General features: G+C 66.9%; 17 protein-coding genes. 7 read left to right on the forward strand and 10 right to left on the reverse strand.

The features are described from left to right. Positions 1-13 precede the first annotated feature (13 nt). Complete coding sequence (xseA, locus tag NCO8_RS08185) at positions 14-1294, forward strand: exodeoxyribonuclease VII large subunit (protein ID WP_067485685.1); 1281 nt, start codon at positions 14-16, stop codon at positions 1292-1294. A 2-nt stretch (positions 1295-1296) separates the two neighbouring features. After that, on the forward strand, positions 1297-1545 hold the full coding sequence (locus tag NCO8_RS08190; RefSeq protein ID WP_067485990.1) for an exodeoxyribonuclease VII small subunit: 249 nt from the start codon (positions 1297-1299) through the stop codon (positions 1543-1545). A gap of 9 nt (positions 1546-1554) precedes the next feature. On the opposite strand, the gene NCO8_RS08195 is transcribed toward NCO8_RS08190, so the two are convergent. Beyond that, positions 1555-2121 (reverse strand): DUF4245 domain-containing protein, encoded by a 567-nt coding sequence (locus NCO8_RS08195; RefSeq protein ID WP_067637796.1) that lies wholly within the window; start codon positions 2119-2121, stop codon positions 1555-1557. Positions 2122-2249: 128 nt separating this feature from the next. Between NCO8_RS08195 and glpX the strand changes: the two genes are divergently transcribed. Both glpX and NCO8_RS08205 read left to right on the forward strand, forming a co-directional pair. Further along, entirely contained in the window at positions 2250-3293 is a 1044-nt protein-coding gene (glpX, locus tag NCO8_RS08200; protein ID WP_067637798.1) for a class II fructose-bisphosphatase, read from the forward strand. Between the two features lie 288 nt (positions 3294-3581). Beyond that, on the forward strand, positions 3582-4988 hold the full coding sequence (locus tag NCO8_RS08205) for a class II fumarate hydratase (RefSeq protein WP_067637800.1): 1407 nt from the start codon (positions 3582-3584) through the stop codon (positions 4986-4988). Between the two features lie 51 nt (positions 4989-5039). On the opposite strand, the gene NCO8_RS08210 is transcribed toward NCO8_RS08205, so the two are convergent. The 3 genes from NCO8_RS08210 to phoH2 all read right to left on the reverse strand — a co-directional run bounded on the left by NCO8_RS08210 (position 5040) and on the right by phoH2 (position 8142). After that, positions 5040-5894: an acyl-ACP desaturase gene (locus NCO8_RS08210; protein WP_067637802.1), complete on the reverse strand. Its 855-nt coding sequence runs from the start codon at positions 5892-5894 to the stop codon at positions 5040-5042. A gap of 72 nt (positions 5895-5966) precedes the next feature. Beyond that, positions 5967-6584 (reverse strand): LGFP repeat-containing protein, encoded by a 618-nt coding sequence (locus tag NCO8_RS08215; RefSeq protein WP_067638005.1) that lies wholly within the window; start codon positions 6582-6584, stop codon positions 5967-5969. Between the two features lie 184 nt (positions 6585-6768). Beyond that, positions 6769-8142 (reverse strand): RNA 5'-3' helicase PhoH2, encoded by a 1374-nt coding sequence (gene phoH2 / locus NCO8_RS08220; protein ID WP_067485988.1) that lies wholly within the window; start codon positions 8140-8142, stop codon positions 6769-6771. A gap of 289 nt (positions 8143-8431) precedes the next feature. On the opposite strand from phoH2, the gene NCO8_RS08225 reads away from it, so the two are divergent. After that, positions 8432-8704, forward strand: coding sequence for a hypothetical protein (locus tag NCO8_RS08225; protein WP_067485986.1), 273 nt, complete (start codon positions 8432-8434; stop codon positions 8702-8704). A gap of 1 nt (position 8705) precedes the next feature. Here NCO8_RS08225 and NCO8_RS08230 read toward each other — a convergent pair whose 3' ends face one another. Then, a complete protein-coding gene (locus NCO8_RS08230) occupies positions 8706-9119 on the reverse strand; it encodes a limonene-1,2-epoxide hydrolase family protein (protein ID WP_067637804.1) in 414 nt (137 codons plus the stop codon). A gap of 9 nt (positions 9120-9128) precedes the next feature. Next, entirely contained in the window at positions 9129-9851 is a 723-nt protein-coding gene (locus NCO8_RS08235; RefSeq protein ID WP_067637805.1) for a TetR/AcrR family transcriptional regulator, read from the reverse strand. 140 nt (positions 9852-9991) lie between these two features. Here NCO8_RS08235 and NCO8_RS08240 point away from each other — a divergent pair, with 140 nt between their 5' ends. Then, positions 9992-11179 carry an FAD-dependent monooxygenase gene (locus tag NCO8_RS08240; protein ID WP_067637807.1) on the forward strand — a complete coding sequence of 396 codons (1188 nt, stop codon included), beginning with the start codon at positions 9992-9994 and terminating at the stop codon, positions 11177-11179. 33 nt (positions 11180-11212) lie between these two features. After that, positions 11213-12196 carry an LLM class F420-dependent oxidoreductase gene (locus NCO8_RS08245; protein ID WP_067637809.1) on the forward strand — a complete coding sequence of 328 codons (984 nt, stop codon included), beginning with the start codon at positions 11213-11215 and terminating at the stop codon, positions 12194-12196. Between the two features lie 4 nt (positions 12197-12200). On the opposite strand, the gene NCO8_RS08250 is transcribed toward NCO8_RS08245, so the two are convergent. The 4 genes from NCO8_RS08250 to NCO8_RS31170 all read right to left on the reverse strand — a co-directional run bounded on the left by NCO8_RS08250 (position 12201) and on the right by NCO8_RS31170 (position 15855). Further along, positions 12201-13499 (reverse strand): hypothetical protein, encoded by a 1299-nt coding sequence (locus NCO8_RS08250; protein ID WP_067637810.1) that lies wholly within the window; start codon positions 13497-13499, stop codon positions 12201-12203. After that, positions 13496-13711 carry a hypothetical protein gene (locus NCO8_RS08255; protein WP_067485666.1) on the reverse strand — a complete coding sequence of 72 codons (216 nt, stop codon included), beginning with the start codon at positions 13709-13711 and terminating at the stop codon, positions 13496-13498. Before NCO8_RS08255 ends, NCO8_RS08250 begins: the two co-directional genes overlap by 4 nt. Before the next feature lie 205 nt (positions 13712-13916). After that, entirely contained in the window at positions 13917-14792 is an 876-nt protein-coding gene (locus NCO8_RS08260; protein WP_157104832.1) for a hypothetical protein, read from the reverse strand. After that, positions 14779-15855: a hypothetical protein gene (locus NCO8_RS31170; protein ID WP_157104833.1), complete on the reverse strand. Its 1077-nt coding sequence runs from the start codon at positions 15853-15855 to the stop codon at positions 14779-14781. The genes NCO8_RS08260 and NCO8_RS31170 overlap by 14 nt, the downstream gene beginning before the upstream one ends. Positions 15856-15857: the final 2 nt, after the last annotated feature.

The following is a 15857-nucleotide window of genomic DNA, read 5'->3' on the forward strand; positions in this document are numbered from 1 at the left end:
GTAGAACTGACATATGACTCAGGACGGCACCGGCACCGCGGCCGCACCGGCGAATTCGGCGGAGCAGCCGTATCCCGTGCGTTCGGTGGCGATCAAGGTCGCCCAGTGGATCGAGCGTCTCGGCAGTATCTGGGTGGAGGGGCAGGTCACCCAGATCAATCTGCGCCCCGGTACGCGCACCGCGTTCCTCGTCCTGCGCGACACCTCGGTCGACATGTCGCTGTCGATCACCTGCGACCCGGATCTGTTGCGTCGTCTGCCCGTTCCGCTCACCGAGGGCAGCCGGGTGGTGGTCTACGGCAAGCTGCAGTTCTTCACCGGGCGCGGCACGATCTCGTTGCGCGTCACCGAGATTCGCGCGGTCGGCATCGGTGAGCTGCTGGCCAGGATCGAACGGCTGAAGGCGTTGCTCACCGCGGAGGGCCTGTTCGATCCGCGGCTCAAGCGGCCGCTGCCGTTCCTGCCCGCGTCGGTCGGCCTCATCACCGGGCGGGCGAGCGCGGCCGAGCGCGATGTGCTCAGTGTCGCCCAGAAGCGTTGGCCCGCAGTACGTTTCGTCATCCGCAATACCGCGGTGCAAGGCCCGAGCGCGGTGCCGCAGATGCTCGAGGCGTTACGCGAGCTCGACGGCGAAGTGGATGTCATCGTGATCGCGCGTGGCGGCGGCAGCACCGAAGACCTGCTGCCCTTCTCCGACGAAGCCCTGTGCCGGGCCGTCGCGGCGGCGCGCACCCCGGTGGTGAGCGCGATCGGTCACGAACCCGACAACCCGCTGCTCGATCTGGTCGCCGACCTGCGCGCGGCCACTCCGACCGACGCCGCCAAACGCATCGTGCCCGACGCCGCCGCCGAACTGGCCGGGGTGCGCGAGATGCGGGCCCGCTCGGCCGCGGCGCTGCGCGGGTGGGTGCAACGCGAGGCCCATGCCCTGCAGCAATTGCGCTCGCGCCCGGTGCTGGCCGACCCGCTGCGCGAGCTCGGTCACCGCCACGACGAGGTCGAACGATTACGCACCGCCGCGCGCCGCTGCATCGACCACGCGCTGCGCACCGAGGCGACCAGGACCACGCATCTGCGTGAGAAGCTCACCGCGGTCGGCCCGGCCGCCACCCTGGCCCGTGGCTACGCTGTCGTGCAGCGCGTGGCCGGGCCCGAACGCCACGTCGTCCGGGAGATCGACGACGCACCAGCGGGTAGTCAGCTGCGGATCCGCGTCGGCGACGGCGCGATCACCGCCGCCGCGCTCGGCACCACGCGCCTGACCCCGCAATCCACCGACGAGAAGAGGAAGTGACCGTGGCCGACGCCGGTTCCGACAACACCGACACCCTGGCCGAGATCGCGACCTTCGGCTACGAACGCGCCCGCGACGAACTCGTCAATGTGGTGAAGATGCTCGAACAGGGCGGCCTCGACCTCGACGACTCCCTGGCCCTGTGGGAGCGCGGAGAAGCCTTGGCCGCGCGCTGCGAACAGCACCTGGCCGGCGCCCGCAAGCGCGTCGAGGACGCGTTGTCACGCGCCGACCTCGACGCAGACGGCTGATCCCACCGCCTACTTCGCGAGCGGCTGGGCGGCGGTGACCGCCTGCGCCAGGGTGGTGAACGCTGCCTCGTTGCCCGCACCGGTGATCAGGATCCGCACCGCTCCGAGGTCGGCGATCCAGGCCGACTCCTCGGTGGGCTCGGTGTAGACAACCCACTTCTGACCGGCGATGTCCTTGGTTCCGGTGGGATAGCGCGAGCCGAGCACGTGCCGCGACAGCGCTTCCTCGGTGGCATTGCTCTGTGAATACCGCATGTAGGTGCCCTGCGGGGTGATGTAGCCGACCGTGCTCACCGGCCCGCCACCGGCGATGCTGATGTTCTCGCGGCTGCCGGAGTTCGACACCCAACCCTCCGGCAAGGCCGGTTGACGGATCGGGAACGGCATCGATTTCGCGTCCGAACGCAGCGCGGCGCTCGCGTCGAAGAACGGGATCTGCCCCTGGGTCGGGCCGTTGGTCGCCACCGTGCACTGGCTGGCCGCACCCGCCAGCACGACCGCGATCAGCACCAACGGAATCAGCGACCAGAACAGATCGCGGTAGTCGTTGAAGATGCGGTGCTTGGTCTGGGCCACGACTACCAGTATCCACTCGGCCCCTGACCTGGCCGCTCAGGGGTCGCGCCGGGAGGTCGTGCACGACCGTGCAGGTTCGGAATGCGACAATTGCCCCCGTATCACCAACGCCAAGGAGGCACTCCGCAATGACGGCATCTTCGCCCGCCCCCAGCCGCCGCGAGGCACCCGACCGGAACCTCGCCCTCGAGCTGGTACGTGTCACCGAGGCAGGAGCGATGGCCGCGGGCCGCTGGGTCGGCCGCGGAGACAAGGAAGGCGGCGACGGTGCGGCCGTCGACGCCATGCGTCAGCTGGTCAGCTCGGTGTCCATGAAGGGCATCGTCGTGATCGGCGAGGGCGAGAAGGACGAAGCGCCGATGCTGTACAACGGCGAAGCGGTCGGTGACGGCACCGGCCCCGAGGTGGACTTCGCGGTCGACCCGATCGACGGAACCACCCTGATGTCGAAGGGCTCGCCCGGCGCCATCTCGGTGCTCGCGGTCGCCGAGCGCGGCGCCATGTTCGACCCGTCGGCCGTGTTCTACATGCACAAGATCGCCGTCGGCCCCGACGCCGCCGGCTCGATCGACATCACCGCCCCGATCGGCGAGAACATCCGTCGCGTCGCCAAGGCCAAGCAGTCCTCGGTGTCCGACCTGACCGTGTGCATCCTGGACCGTCCCCGGCACGCCGAGATCATCGAGCAGACCCGCGAGGCGGGCGCGCGTATCCGCCTGATCTCCGACGGTGACGTCGCCGGTGCCATCGCCGCGGCGCGTCCCGAGTCCGGCGTCGACATCCTGGTCGGCATCGGCGGCACCCCCGAGGGCATCATCGCCGCCGCCGCGCTGCGCTGTCTCGGCGGCGAGCTGCAGGGCATGCTCGCCCCCAAGGACGACGAGGAACGCCAGAAGGCGATCGACGCGGGCCACGACCTGGACCGCGTGCTCTCGACCACCGACCTGGTCTCCGGCGAGAACGTCTTCTTCTGCGCCACCGGCGTCACCGACGGCGACCTGCTGCGCGGTGTCCGCTACTTCGGTGGCGGCGCGTCGACCCAGTCGATCGTGATGCGTTCGAAGTCGGGCACCGTCCGCATGATCGACGCCTACCACCGCCTCACCAAACTGCGCGAGTACTCCTCGGTCGACTTCGACGGCGACGACAGCGCGAACCCCCCACTGCCGTAATTTTGGAGCTGTGTTTTTGGAGCGCTGGCGCGCTCGAGTCGGCGGCCCCGCAAGTCCCGACGATCAGGCACCGTTGCTTGCTCCTTCGTCGCCTACGCAACGGCGCCTGATCGTCGGGACGGCCGCCGACCGCCGCTTCGCGGCGATCCCTCCTCGAGGTCGGGATGTGCGGGGCTGGGAATGCGGTCATGGCGGACTGCGGGTGGTCTCGTTATTCCGCATGACAGTGTGGGATTTTGCGCGGGTGTGGGAGCCCCATTCCCCGGGTTCTCGTCCTAGTGTCGAGGTATGGCTGACGACGACGCGCAGTACCGCATCGAGCACGACACCATGGGGGAGGTTCGCGTCCCGGTCGACGCCCTGTGGCGGGCGCAGACGCAGCGGGCGGTGGAGAATTTCCCGATCAGTGGGCGCGGGCTCGAGCGGGCACAGATTCGGGCGCTCGGGCTGCTGAAAGCCGCGTGCGCCCAGGTGAACAAGGACCTCGGGCTGCTCGATCCGGTGAAGGCCGAGGCGATCATCGCGGCGGCGAACGAGATCGCGGACGGTCTGCACGACGACCAGTTTCCGATCGATGTGTTCCAGACCGGGTCGGGCACCAGTTCGAACATGAATGCCAACGAGGTGATCGCCTCGATCGCCGCGCGCAACGGTGTGACCGTGCACCCCAACGACGACGTGAACATGTCGCAGTCGTCCAACGACACCTTCCCCACCGCCACCCATCTGGCCGCCACCGAGGCCGTGATCGCGGAACTCGTTCCCGCACTGGAACATCTGCGTCTCGCGTTGCTCGACAAGTCGCAGCAGTGGCACACCGTGGTGAAGTCCGGCCGCACCCACCTGATGGACGCGGTGCCGGTGACGCTCGGCCAGGAATTCGGCGGGTACACCCGGCAGATCCAGGCCGGTATCGAGCGCATCATGGCCACCCTTCCGCGGCTGGGTGAGCTGCCCATCGGCGGCACCGCGGTCGGCACCGGCCTCAACGCGCCCGCCGGATTCGGGGCGAAGGTCGTCGCGGAACTGGTGCGCGCCACCGAGATCGACGCCCTGCGCGAGGCGCGCGATCACTTCGAGGCCCAAGCCGCCCGCGACGGACTTGTCGAAGCATCGGGCGCCTTGCGCACCATCGCGGTGAGTCTCACCAAGATCGCCAACGACATCCGCTGGATGGGTTCGGGCCCGCTCACCGGCCTCGGCGAACTCCAGCTCCCTGATTTGCAGCCGGGCAGTTCGATCATGCCCGGCAAGGTGAATCCCGTACTGCCCGAAGCGGTTACCCAGGTGGCTGTGCAGGTGGTCGGCAACGACGCGGCGATCGCCTTCGGTGGCGCGAGCGGTGCGTTCGAGCTCAATGTCTACATCCCGGTGATGGCGCGCAACCTGCTCGAATCGATTCGTTTGCTGGCCAACGTCTCCCGGCTCTTCGCCGACAAGTGCGTGGCGGGCCTGGTCGCCAACGAGGAGCATCTGCGCACGCTTGCCGAATCGTCGCCGTCGATCGTCACGCCGCTGAACTCGGCCATCGGCTACGAGGAAGCGGCCGCGGTCGCCAAACAGGCGCTGCGGGAGAAGAAGACGATCCGCCAGACCGTCATCGATCGGGGTCTGACCCCGGACAAGCTCAGCGTCGATGAGCTCGATCAGAAGCTCGACGTGCTCGCCATGACCAACGTCGACCGGAAGTCCTGAGACAGCACGACGGCCGCCACCTTGGAAGGTGGCGGCCGTCGAGTGAACAGATCAGGCCAGGTGCGCGAGTTCCGCGCGGGCCTTCTCGCCTTCTTCGCCGAGGTCGGTGCGGGTGAAGATGTTCCAGCGCTGCAGCAGCGGCTTGAACACCAGCTCACCTTCCTTGGCGGGGTCGTAGATGCCCGCTGCGGCCAGGGCTTCGTCGCTGGAACCGCCGCCGGGCAGGTCGACGTGGGGCACCCGGAAGGCCGCCACCTGGTCGGCGATCGCGCGCACACCCTGATCGGGGACCAGATCCAGCGCGGCGGAGACCAGCTCGGCGAAGAACTCGGCCTGCAGCTCGTCGTCGACGGCCAGCTTCTCGGCCATCGCGGTGACGATCGGGTTCTCACCGAGAGCGGCGGTGTTGCGGTGCCGGATGGCGGCCGCGGCCTCTTCGAAGGCGCAGGTGGCGAGCACGTCGATGAGGTGCAGCGGCGGCCGGTTGAAGCCGGCGGTCATGTGCGCCATCCGCGCCCGCTCCAGCGCGACGGGGTCGACCGCGCGGGTGAGCATCAGGTAGTTGCGGAGCATGATCTCGTGGCGGTTCTCCTCGGCCGTCCACCGGCCGACCCAGCGCCACCACGGCCCGGTGCGCAGGTACTTGCCCAGCTCCCGGTGGTAGGAGGGCAGGTTGTCGGCGACGAGCACGCTCACCGTGAGCGCCAGCTTGGCGGTCTCACTGAGATCGGACTGGTCCGGCGCCCAGTCGGTGCCGCCGAGGAAGGCGAAGTTGCGCCCGTCCGACCACGGCACGAGGTCGTGCGGTTGCCAACCCTCGGCCGCTTCGATGTGCCGGTTCAGGTTCGTTTCCACCACATCGGCGAGCGCGTCCAGCAGTTCGCGGTCGGTCAAAGTTTTCTGCACGCAGCCAACCTAGTACTTCGCCGTCGGGCGCGGGGACCTAAGGGGTGAACCGGTCCCCGCGCCGCGGCGCGATTACTTCGGGGTGACGGTGGTCTGGCCGCCGACCCAGGTGATGGTTCCGCCGGTGAAGTCGCTCTGCTTGCCGCCGGGGATGTCCTTCTCGTCACTGGTCGGGTAGCCGAGGGTGCCGTTGGCGCCGCCGTTCTCCTCCCAGGCCTCACGGATCTCGCCCCACACGATGTGGGCGCCGGTCTCGGGGCTCCAGTAGACGGTTCCGCCCTCGAAGTCCTGGTACTGGCCGCCGTTGGGGCCCGATTCCTGCGCTTCTTCCGGTGCGCCGAGCGGGCTGGCGGCGCCGCCCGCCGCGACGTACTTCTTGTAGACCTCGCCGGAGACGGTGATGTCGCCGTTGGGGCCGGAGATGGTGGTCGACTCACCCGCGGCGGTCGCGGTGGCGCTTCCGGTGCCCTCCCCGGCCCCGGTGGTGGCCGTCGCCGAGCCGTCGGTGTGATCGGCGTGGTCGGTGGTGGTCTCCGAACCCGCCCCGCCGGGCAGGGTGGTGATCACGCTGGAGACGGCCGAATCGACCTTGTCCTTGTCGTCGTCGCCGCAACCCGCGGCGAGCAGCAGTCCGGTCGCGGCGACCAAGGCGGCGCCTCCGGCGGCGGTACGTCGAGCGAAGTGGTTCATATCCATCCTCTCGCGAGTGGCCCCCCGGGGGCACCGCCCCGGACGTGGAGCCTGGCCGACATCCGCAACGGCCCGGCAGAACAGTGTTCGCCGAGCCGTTGCTGGAAAGGTGTCGCCGCGGATAATACCCACAGTTCGCCGATATCAAACGGATTCGGGCCGGTGACGCGGCCCGATTGCCCGATTACGCGTTGGGACCGTACTCCTCGAGCATTTCGGTGACGAGCGCCGCGATCGGCGACCGTTCACTGCGGGTCAGCGTGATGTGCGCGAAAAGCGGGTGCCCCTTGAGCTTTTCGATCACCGCGGCCACACCGTCGTGCCTGCCGACGCGCAGATTGTCACGCTGAGCCACATCGTGGGTGAGCACCACCCGCGATCCGGTCCCGAGCCGGCTCAACACGGTGAGCAGCACATTGCGTTCCAGCGACTGCGCCTCGTCGACGATCACGAACGAATCGTGCAGCGACCGGCCGCGGATGTGTGTCAGCGGCAGCACCTCGAGCATGTCGCGGCTGAGCACCTCGTCCATCACCTCGCGGCTGGCCAGCCCGTCGAGCGTGTCGAAAACCGCCTGGGCCCAGGGGCCCATCTTCTCGCTCTCCGAACCGGGCAGGTAGCCGAGTTCCTGCCCGCCCACCGCGTACAGCGGACGGAACACCACCACCTTGCGCTGGGTGCGCCGCTCGAGCACCGCCTCGAGCCCGGCGGTCAGCGCGAGCGCCGACTTACCCGTGCCCGCACGGCCACCCATCGACACGATGCCGATGCTCTCGTCGAGCAGCAGGTCCAGGGCGATGCGCTGTTCGGCCGAGCGACCGTGCAACCCGAAGGCCTCGCGTTCGCGCACCAGCTGCACTCGCTTGTCGGCGGTGACCCGGCCGAGCGCGCTGGAGCTGCTGCCCAGCAACCGGATTCCGGTGTGGCAGGGCAGTTCCCGTGCTTCGTCGAGGTCGATCACCGACTCGCTGTAGAGCTGGTCGATCTGGGAGCCCGCGACATCGAGTTCCACCATGCCGCTCCAGCCGGAGGTGACCACGTCCTGGGCGTGGTATTCGTCGGCCGCCAAGCCGACCGCGCTGGCCTTCACCCGCAGCGGGATGTCCTTGGAGACCAGCACCACGTCCTCCCCCTCGGCGGAGAAGTTCAGCGCGCAGGCCAGGATGCGGGAATCGTTGGTCTCGGAGCGGAATCCGGCGGGCAGGACCGAGGCATCGGTGTGGTTGAGCTCCACCTGCAGGGTGCCGCCGTCGGTGCCGATGGGCAGCGGCTGATCGAGCCTGCCGTGCTGCATGCGCAGGTCGTCGAGCATGCGCAGAGCTTCCCTGGCGAACCAGCCGAGCTCGTGGTGGTGCCGTTTGGCCTCCAGCTCGCTGATCACGACCAGCGGCAGGACCACCCGATGTTCCCCGAAGCGGGTCACCGCCCAAGGGTCGGACAGCAGGACAGAGGTGTCTACGACGAAAGTCTTCAGACCGGAACGCGCGGGGCGAGCCCCTTTCTTCGAGGCCGAGGCCGTGTGCATCGCGTGAGCGGAAACGGAGCGTGCAGCAGTCACGGTGGGCTCCTTATGTGTTCGCACGGCACCCGCACGAACGATCTCGCTGGACCGGTCCGTCCTTGTAGGTGGTTTGTCAACCACCACGAGGGCCGGGTGCCGGCCCCCTCGTACTGAGCAGCTCAGTCACGGTCAGGACCTCCCGTACGAATCACACCGACGCGATCCGCATCTTCGACGCTACCGCCGAACCCGCTACGGCGCTGCCGGTCCGGCCCACGTGTCCGTGAATTCGAGGTTAACCAGCATGGTCGCCGCCGTTCGGCGCGTCGAGCGCTACAGTCGTTGCATGGCCGATGACCAGGATCTGGAGAAGCTGTCGTCGAAGGAACTGCACGATCGCGCGGTGAAAACGGCCGTGCGGCGCGGCGATGTGAAGTTCCTGTGGGACCTGCTCAAGGCGATTCCCGCGGCCCAGGCCGAGGCGGGCGATCTGGGTGAGAGCGAGGCCGACATCAAGTACGTGCTGCCGATGCTCGACGACTACATCCACGCGGGCGACGGCAAGATCGCCGAAGTCCTGCGCCCCACCTACCTGGACTATCTACGCAAACACCAGTAGGTCAGCGGCGGGTGAGCGCCTTGGCCACCCCGACGATCGTGCCGCGCAGCACATTGCCCTTGCTGAAGTGGTCGTCCCACAACACGATCCGCCCCGCGCGGATCTCGAAGGTGCCGGTGACCCAGAACCCGATGCGCACCGGCCCGAACCGCAGATAGTCGGTGCGGTCGGTGAGCACGATGTCGCCGTCGGCGGCGATGTGGTGCATCTCGGCCCAGAAGCCGAGCGCCGGACGGTCCAGGCCGCGCAACACCATGGCGACCCGGTCCTTGCCCCGGATCGTCGGCAGCGAGGTGTTCTTCCAGACGATCTCCGGATCGAGGAGTTCCAGCGCCTCGTCGACCGCGTCGATCTCGAGTGCGGCGAAGAATTCGCGCACCACGGTGACGGCGGGTTCGGGGAGTTCCTCGGTCATGGTGTGAGCCTAGGACTTCGGCGGCTCGTGGGCCAGAGCGGCGCGGCGATCGATCAGGGCGGCGATGCCGTCGAGGATGCGGTCGATGCCGAAATCGAGGGCGTTGTCGCGGCCGTCGGCGGCCGCTTCCTCGGCGAAGGCGGCGCGGACCCGCGGGTAGCGCTCGGCGGCGGCGGTCATCATCTGGGTGAATTGGTCGGTGAAGTGATCCGCCTGCTCGCCTGCCGGGACCTGCTGGGCAAGGCCGCGAGCGTGGCTGTTGAGCAGGACGATGGTGTCGAGCTGCTCCGGGCCGCTGAGCCCGGTGTGCGCCAGCGCGGTCAGCGCCGATTCGGTCCAGGCCATCTCGTTCGGGCCGAAGGGGCGAAGACCACGGGCGAGGTCGATGGTCCAGGGATGGGCGCGGTAGCTGTCATGGATGGCGTTGGCCCAGCTTCTCAGCGCCGCTCGCCAATCCTGCTGCACAGCTGAGATCTTCGGGGGTTCGCCGATGGCTTCGTCGAGCATGAGCGCCGTCAGTTGCTCCTTGCCGGGGACGTACCGGTAGAGCGACATCTTGGTGAAGCCGAGGCGCTGCGCCAGGCGCTGCATCGACAGCGCGGCGAGCCCTTCGGCGTCGGCCAGCGCGATCGCCTCGCCGACGATCCGGTCGAGGGTGAGCGCGGGTTTGGGCCCCCGGGTCGGACGCTGAACGGTGCCCCACAGCAGCTCGACGGTGGTCGGTGACGGCATCGGCCCTCCTTTCGCGCCCAGGATACCGGCGATTTGCGTCCACCGGAAACAGATCTTGACGCAGAAACAGTGTCCTCCGTACTCTATTTTGTGTCCGGCGGAAACAGATTACGGCGGACACTGATCCCGAGGAGGCTTTCATGCCCAATCAGACCGTCCTCATCTCCGGCGCGAGCATCGCCGGGCCCGCCCTCGCCTACTGGCTGAATCGGTACGGCTTCGCCGTCACCGTTGCCGAGCGCGCCGCCGCGTTGCGGCCCGGCGGTCAGGCCGTCGACTTCAAGGACGGCGTCCACTTGGAGGTGCTGAAGCGGATGGGCATCCTCGACGCGGTGCGTGCGCGCCGCACCGGCACCACCGACCTGGTCTTCGTCGACGCCGACGACCATGAATTGGCAGTCTTGTCAGGCGATTTCACCGGAGGCGCACTCGAGATACTGCGCGGCGACTTGGCCGCTGTCTTGTACGAACAGACCAGGGACACAGTGGAATACGTTTTCGGCGATACCGTCACCGCGCTGCGTGAGACCGACTCCGGCGTGCATGTCGAGTTCGAGAGCGCTGCTGCTCGCACGTTCGATCTCGTGGTCGGCGCGGATGGAATCCATTCGCGGGTACGACGTTTGGCCTTCGGTCCGGAATCGGACTTCGTCACTCACCTCGGCTACTACTACTGCGTGGCAGGGGCGAGCCGCTGGGCCGACAAGTCGGCGCCGCGCGAGCGGGCCGAAGGGTACGCCCACAATGTGCCAGGGAAACTGGCCGTCGACGGTGGCGCGAAAGCGCAGCAGATGTACATGTTCGCCTACCCTGAACTCGACTACTCGCGCACCGACACATCGACCCAACGTCGCATCCTCCGTGCGGCTTTCGCCGATGTGGGCTGGCATGTTCCACGCATGCTCGCCGAGCTCGACGAGCTGGACGAGGTCTACCTCGACTCGATCAGCCAGGTCCGGATGAACGGCACCTACACCCGTGGCCGCGTCGCCCTGCTCGGTGACGCCGCCTACGGCAATACCCTGGCCGGCTTCGGCACCGGCCTCGCACTCGTCGGTGCCTACGTCCTCGCCGGTGAGCTCGCCTCGGCCGCAGGTGATCACGAGGCCGCGTACCGTGCCTACAACCGGATCATGAAGCGCTACGCCAAAATCGCGGGGAACTCCAACACCGGCCCATTTCTGGCCCCGAAAACCGCGGTAGGCATCAAGGCCCGCAACTGGTTCCTCGGCTCCCGCTTGTTCGGGCTGATGCTGAAGTACGGCGACAAGGCGGCCAACGACGTCGACCTCGTCGACTACTCGCGATCGGCCCGGAACAGGGCTTGACCTGGAGTGCACTCCAGGTCATAGGCTCGGCGCATGAGCATTCGTCTCGGTTACCAGATGCCCAATTTCAGCAACACCGCCTCGGTCCGCGAGCTGTTCCCCACGGTCGTCGCGCAGGCGAGGGAAGCGGAAGCGGCCGGCTTCGACGCCGCCTTCGTGATGGACCACTTCTATCAGCTGCCGTTGATCGGCCCGCCCGACGCGCCGATGCTCGAGGCGTACTCCGCGCTCTCCGCGCTGGCAACGGCTACCGACCGAATCCAATTGTCCGCCTTGGTAACCGGCAACACCTACCGCAACCCGGCGCTGCTCGCCAAGACGGTGACCACCCTCGACGTGGTCAGCGGTGGACGCGCGGTGCTCGGCATCGGGGCAGGCTGGTTCGAGCTCGAACACCAGCAGTACGGCTTCGAATTCGGCACGTTCACCGAACGTTTCGAGCGCCTCGACGAGGCATTGCAGATCATCACGCCCATGCTGCGCGGACAGCGGCCCACCTTCGACGGCAAGTGGTACCGCACCGAGAACGCGATCAACGAGCCGCGCCTGCGCGACGACCTGCCGATCCTGCTCGGCGGCGGCGGTGAGAAGAAGACCTTCGGCCTGGCCGCGCGTTTCGGCGACCACCTCAACATCATCTGCAACGCCTCGGAGCTGCCGCGCAAGGTGGACGCGTTGCGACAGCGATGCGCGGAAGTCGATCGTGACCCCGCCACCCTCGAGACCAGTTTCCTCGCGTTCGTCATCGCCGACGAGGACGGCGACCGGGCCCGCAAGATCCAGGCCGACATGATGTCGCAGGTCGGGATCGACGTGGCAGCGATGAGCGAGGCGGAGCGCCGCGAGAGCGTCGTCGACCGTCAGTTCGTCGGCACACCGGACGATGTCGCCGAACAGATCAAGGACCGGGTGCTCGATCAGGGCATCGACGGAGTCATCGTGAACATGGTCGCCAACGGCCACGAGCCGGGCATGGTCGAGGCGGTCGGCCGCGCTCTGCTTCCGCTGGTGAAATGAGCCGTCACCAGGCGGCGAACTCGCCTTCGCCGCGCTGCCGGATCTGCTGACGACGACGGAAGAAGACCTCTTCGGCGCTCGACTCGGTCAAGGCGTTCGTGATGATGCCGAGGCGGGTGTCGTAGCGGTTGGTGCGGATGTGACGGTCGATGCCCGCCTGCCATTCCGGTGGCAGGCGGGACCAGATTCCGGCCACCCGCGCCTGGGCCGCGGGCTCGGACTCGGCCAGCAGTTGCAGCAGGGCGGGCCAGTAGGTGGCGTCGGTGGCGTGGGCGGGCAGCGCCGCGATGGATGCTGGGCTGAGCTCGGCCAGCGTGGCGGCGATCCGGCGGCGGGCCGGTTCGCCGAGCCGGGCCGACAGTGCGAACAGTCCACGCCACGGGTCGGCTTCGGTCCGGCCGTCGAGGGCGCGCACCAAGCGGGTCAGCACGCCGGGGTCGGCCAGTTGTGGATTGGTCGACAATGCCCACAGCGCAACGGGATTGAGGCGTCCGATCAGAGTGAGCAATGCGATCGAGGCGCTGCGGTCGACCGCGGTCAGCAGGAAGCGGCCGATCTCGTGCGCGGCGCCGCGCCCGAAGAAGATGTCACCCAGCTTGGCCGCGACCTCGGGCTCGACCTTGCAGAACAGCGCGAGCATCGCATGGTGCAGCGGGGGTGGACCGGCCAGCACCGTCTGGAGCATGCCGGGCACCCGGCCGCGTGGGCCCGCGAGCAGTTGCCGGACGATCCGGCTGAGCGTGTGCGCGGGGTAGGCGTAGGCGGCGGTGTAGACCAGGCCCGCGTCGTCGAGGACGGTCTCTTCCAGCGCCGCGATCAACGGTTCGTTCACCACGGACAGGAACCGGGCGGCGGTCACATAGTCACGGCGGCGCAGCAATTCGTTGATGATCAGGGTGATCGGCTCCGGCCTGCCGTACCGCATCAACTGCTCGAAGACGTTCGGATCCAGATACGGCGCACCGTCGGCCGCGTACACGGCGTCGACCATGCACAGCGCCTGCGCGCACTTCTCCGGATAGTGGATGCCGACCGCACCGAGAAACCTGGCCGCGAGCACCGGCGGCACCACCCGCTCGAACAACGCCACCCCGAGACCGACCGGGAAGATCGGCACCACCGGGGTGACCCGGCGAAAGGTGTCCGCGTGCTCGGCGTGCAACGCGTACAGCATCTGCTGCTGGATCGCCGACAGGTGCGCCGCGCCGAGCCGTGTGAGTGGCGCCAGATGCTGCGGCGAAACCCCCAAAGTGCGTGCCAGCACCACCAACTGGGTCTGCGCCTCGAGCTCGGTCTCGATCATCGCTCACCGAAGATGATCCGCCGCGACGCCCCACGCAACGGCGCGGGCATCGCCGACAACGCGGCATCGATCGCCCGATGCAACGCCCGATGCTCGTTCTCCCGAGCCCCCCGGAACAGCCGCAACAACTCCCCGGCCTCGGCCTCCGTGAGCAACTCGAAGGCAGGCACCACCCCACCCACCTCGCGCGCCAACTCAGCTCGACAGTCCATACAACTCGACGATGCCCCATCCCCACCCCAATGTGTACCGTTCGGAACTTTTTCTGTGAGTGGTGACAACAGAACCGACGACCGGTTGTCCGATCAGCGCACCCGGCAGGTAGCCCGGCGCTAGGCCATGATCAAGACCTTGCCCGGCTGCCAGCCGTTGAGATCCACGGCCGGTCGCTGGTCACGGTCGCGGTGAGGACGACAGTCAGGCAGATACGTCGTCCGCAAGCGTCGACCAACGATCCAGCGAGGTGGGTGTACCGAGCTCGGTTCGTGACTCCGGGTTCTCGGCATAGAACTGCAAGTATCTATAGAGCGAGGACTTCTCCAACGCAAACCGGGGACACTCGAGAACAATCCAACCTGTGTGCGGAGGTCGATCCAGGTTCCAAGCCGGGTTCGACCGCCCCATAATGGTCGAATAGGGAATTCTGTACCTGTGCAGCCATCGCGCGCCGACCATCCCGGCGATATCTATGATAGGCAGCTTCTCAAAAGATGTGCGCACTCTGTTGACGTCGCCCCAAAGCAACTGTGTCTGGGAATTCCAACCCTCGTGAATAATCACCTCGGAGGTCAGCAATAGATCATCAGGTCGCATCGCTCCGATGAGGGACAACACGACAGGGATCGTGGCGAACGCGCCGATTCCGCCGAAAATTACGACCAGATGCCAGTATTGCCCGAATCCGGCATCCGCCACCTGGTAAGCAGCAGGAAGGAAGAGCAGCGCAAAGCACAGCCAAGTCGCCTGGAACGCCCAGAAGTATAATTTCGACCCGGGCAGCACAGTTGCCACCACGCCACCACTCTGCCGCAGTTGTGGCTTGTCCCGGAACACAATGGACAGGTAAGGGGCTGATGCCATGATCAGCAGACAGAACATGGCAGCGGCGAAAATCACCACATATTTCGCCACGGACACCGCAGTCGGATCACCGCTACGCCACATCACCACACCGAGCACTGCGGGACCCACCACGAGAACGACCATCCCCATGATCGACACGATCGGTCGACGAGCTTGCGCGGCCGACAAAACCCATGGATCCGGTTCTTTACGATGGTCAGAAGATCGCATTCCACGCCTTCGAAACTCCGCTGCCAATGGCGTCTCCAGTTGCCTCTAGTGCATCGATGCCGCCGTTCACCGCACCACCCACGCTGAGTCCATCGGTATACAGAGAATCCACTGCACCGGAGGTGAAGATACCGGCGCCGGCACCCACGACCGCGCCGGCCAGTGCTCCGACGGCGGTTCCAGGCCCCGGCACAATCGATCCGACAGCCGCTCCCACCGCGACGGAGGCCGCGAATCCCGCTGTCCCGGATACGACGGCCTGCTCGACCGGTTTCCCGTTATGGATGTCGTAGGCTATGCCCGCGACCGCCAGTGCCCCGCCGACCTTGAGGCCGATCGTCTTGCCGTTCGCTTTCGCCTTCTCAGCATCGTCCAGCGCCTTGCCTGCGTTCTGCATCTGCTCCCGCGACCAGTCCATATCGCGGTAGATCGTCTCGCGCGGCGTACCAGCTGGTGCATTTTTGGCTTCGATCAAAGCTTTCAGGGCGTCACTCGAGGCCTGGGCCGCAGTCGATCGCAGCATCGACGAATTCAAGACCGCTCGAGCAGCGGCGCCACCGCCCACGAGGTCACCGACTACAAGGAACCATTTATCCTTGATATCATTTTGCATGTTCTTCCAGGTATTTCCCCAGAACGTTTCTCGTTCCCGAACAACGTCAGCAGCTAGAGCAGCAGTATTATATGCGGCGATCATATCGGGATCATCGTCGCCGGGCTTCTCAACGATCTGTTCTCGGACCGTGAGCCCCGCGGCCGCAGCATCACGACGAATATTATCCATATCGGTCTGCGCAGTTTGAATATCGCCCGCCAAGCTGTCGAATCGGGTTGCGTAGATTCGGACCTCGTCAGCAAGACCATCAGTTTTACTGAAAGCGCCGCGAGCTTTAATCGTAAAAGCATCGCCCGCTTCTCCATCCCAGCCCGACTCTGCCAGCATTCGGACACTGTTGAGATCGGTGGCTGACATGTCCAATTGGCTCGCGAGTGTATCGCGCAGCCAACCTGCCACGGCGTGGAGGCTTGCCGGATCTCCATCGATCTTGGTATTCACCGTCATGC

It is taken from the genome of Nocardia coubleae NBRC 108252 (assembly GCF_001612805.1).
GTDB lineage: Bacteria > Actinomycetota > Actinomycetes > Mycobacteriales > Mycobacteriaceae > Nocardia > Nocardia coubleae.

What these genes read in the sequence shown, in the direction of transcription:
- xseA (WP_067485685.1), top strand. Translation starts at nt 14, where the DNA reads ATGACTCAGGACGGCACCGGCACCGCGGCCGCACCGGCGAATTCGGCG.
- glpX (WP_067637798.1), top strand. Translation starts at nt 2,250, where the DNA reads ATGACGGCATCTTCGCCCGCCCCCAGCCGCCGCGAGGCACCCGACCGG.
- NCO8_RS08205 (WP_067637800.1), top strand. Translation starts at nt 3,582, where the DNA reads ATGGCTGACGACGACGCGCAGTACCGCATCGAGCACGACACCATGGGG.
- NCO8_RS08215 (WP_067638005.1), bottom strand. Translation starts at nt 6,584, where the DNA reads ATGAACCACTTCGCTCGACGTACCGCCGCCGGAGGCGCCGCCTTGGTC.
- NCO8_RS08225 (WP_067485986.1), top strand. Translation starts at nt 8,432, where the DNA reads ATGGCCGATGACCAGGATCTGGAGAAGCTGTCGTCGAAGGAACTGCAC.
- NCO8_RS08230 (WP_067637804.1), bottom strand. Translation starts at nt 9,119, where the DNA reads ATGACCGAGGAACTCCCCGAACCCGCCGTCACCGTGGTGCGCGAATTC.
- NCO8_RS08235 (WP_067637805.1), bottom strand. Translation starts at nt 9,851, where the DNA reads ATGCCGTCACCGACCACCGTCGAGCTGCTGTGGGGCACCGTTCAGCGT.
- NCO8_RS08240 (WP_067637807.1), top strand. Translation starts at nt 9,992, where the DNA reads ATGCCCAATCAGACCGTCCTCATCTCCGGCGCGAGCATCGCCGGGCCC.
- NCO8_RS08245 (WP_067637809.1), top strand. Translation starts at nt 11,213, where the DNA reads ATGAGCATTCGTCTCGGTTACCAGATGCCCAATTTCAGCAACACCGCC.
- NCO8_RS08250 (WP_067637810.1), bottom strand. Translation starts at nt 13,499, where the DNA reads ATGATCGAGACCGAGCTCGAGGCGCAGACCCAGTTGGTGGTGCTGGCA.
- NCO8_RS08255 (WP_067485666.1), bottom strand. Translation starts at nt 13,711, where the DNA reads ATGGACTGTCGAGCTGAGTTGGCGCGCGAGGTGGGTGGGGTGGTGCCT.
- NCO8_RS08260 (WP_157104832.1), bottom strand. Translation starts at nt 14,792, where the DNA reads ATGCGATCTTCTGACCATCGTAAAGAACCGGATCCATGGGTTTTGTCG.
- NCO8_RS31170 (WP_157104833.1), bottom strand. Translation starts at nt 15,855, where the DNA reads ATGACGGTGAATACCAAGATCGATGGAGATCCGGCAAGCCTCCACGCC.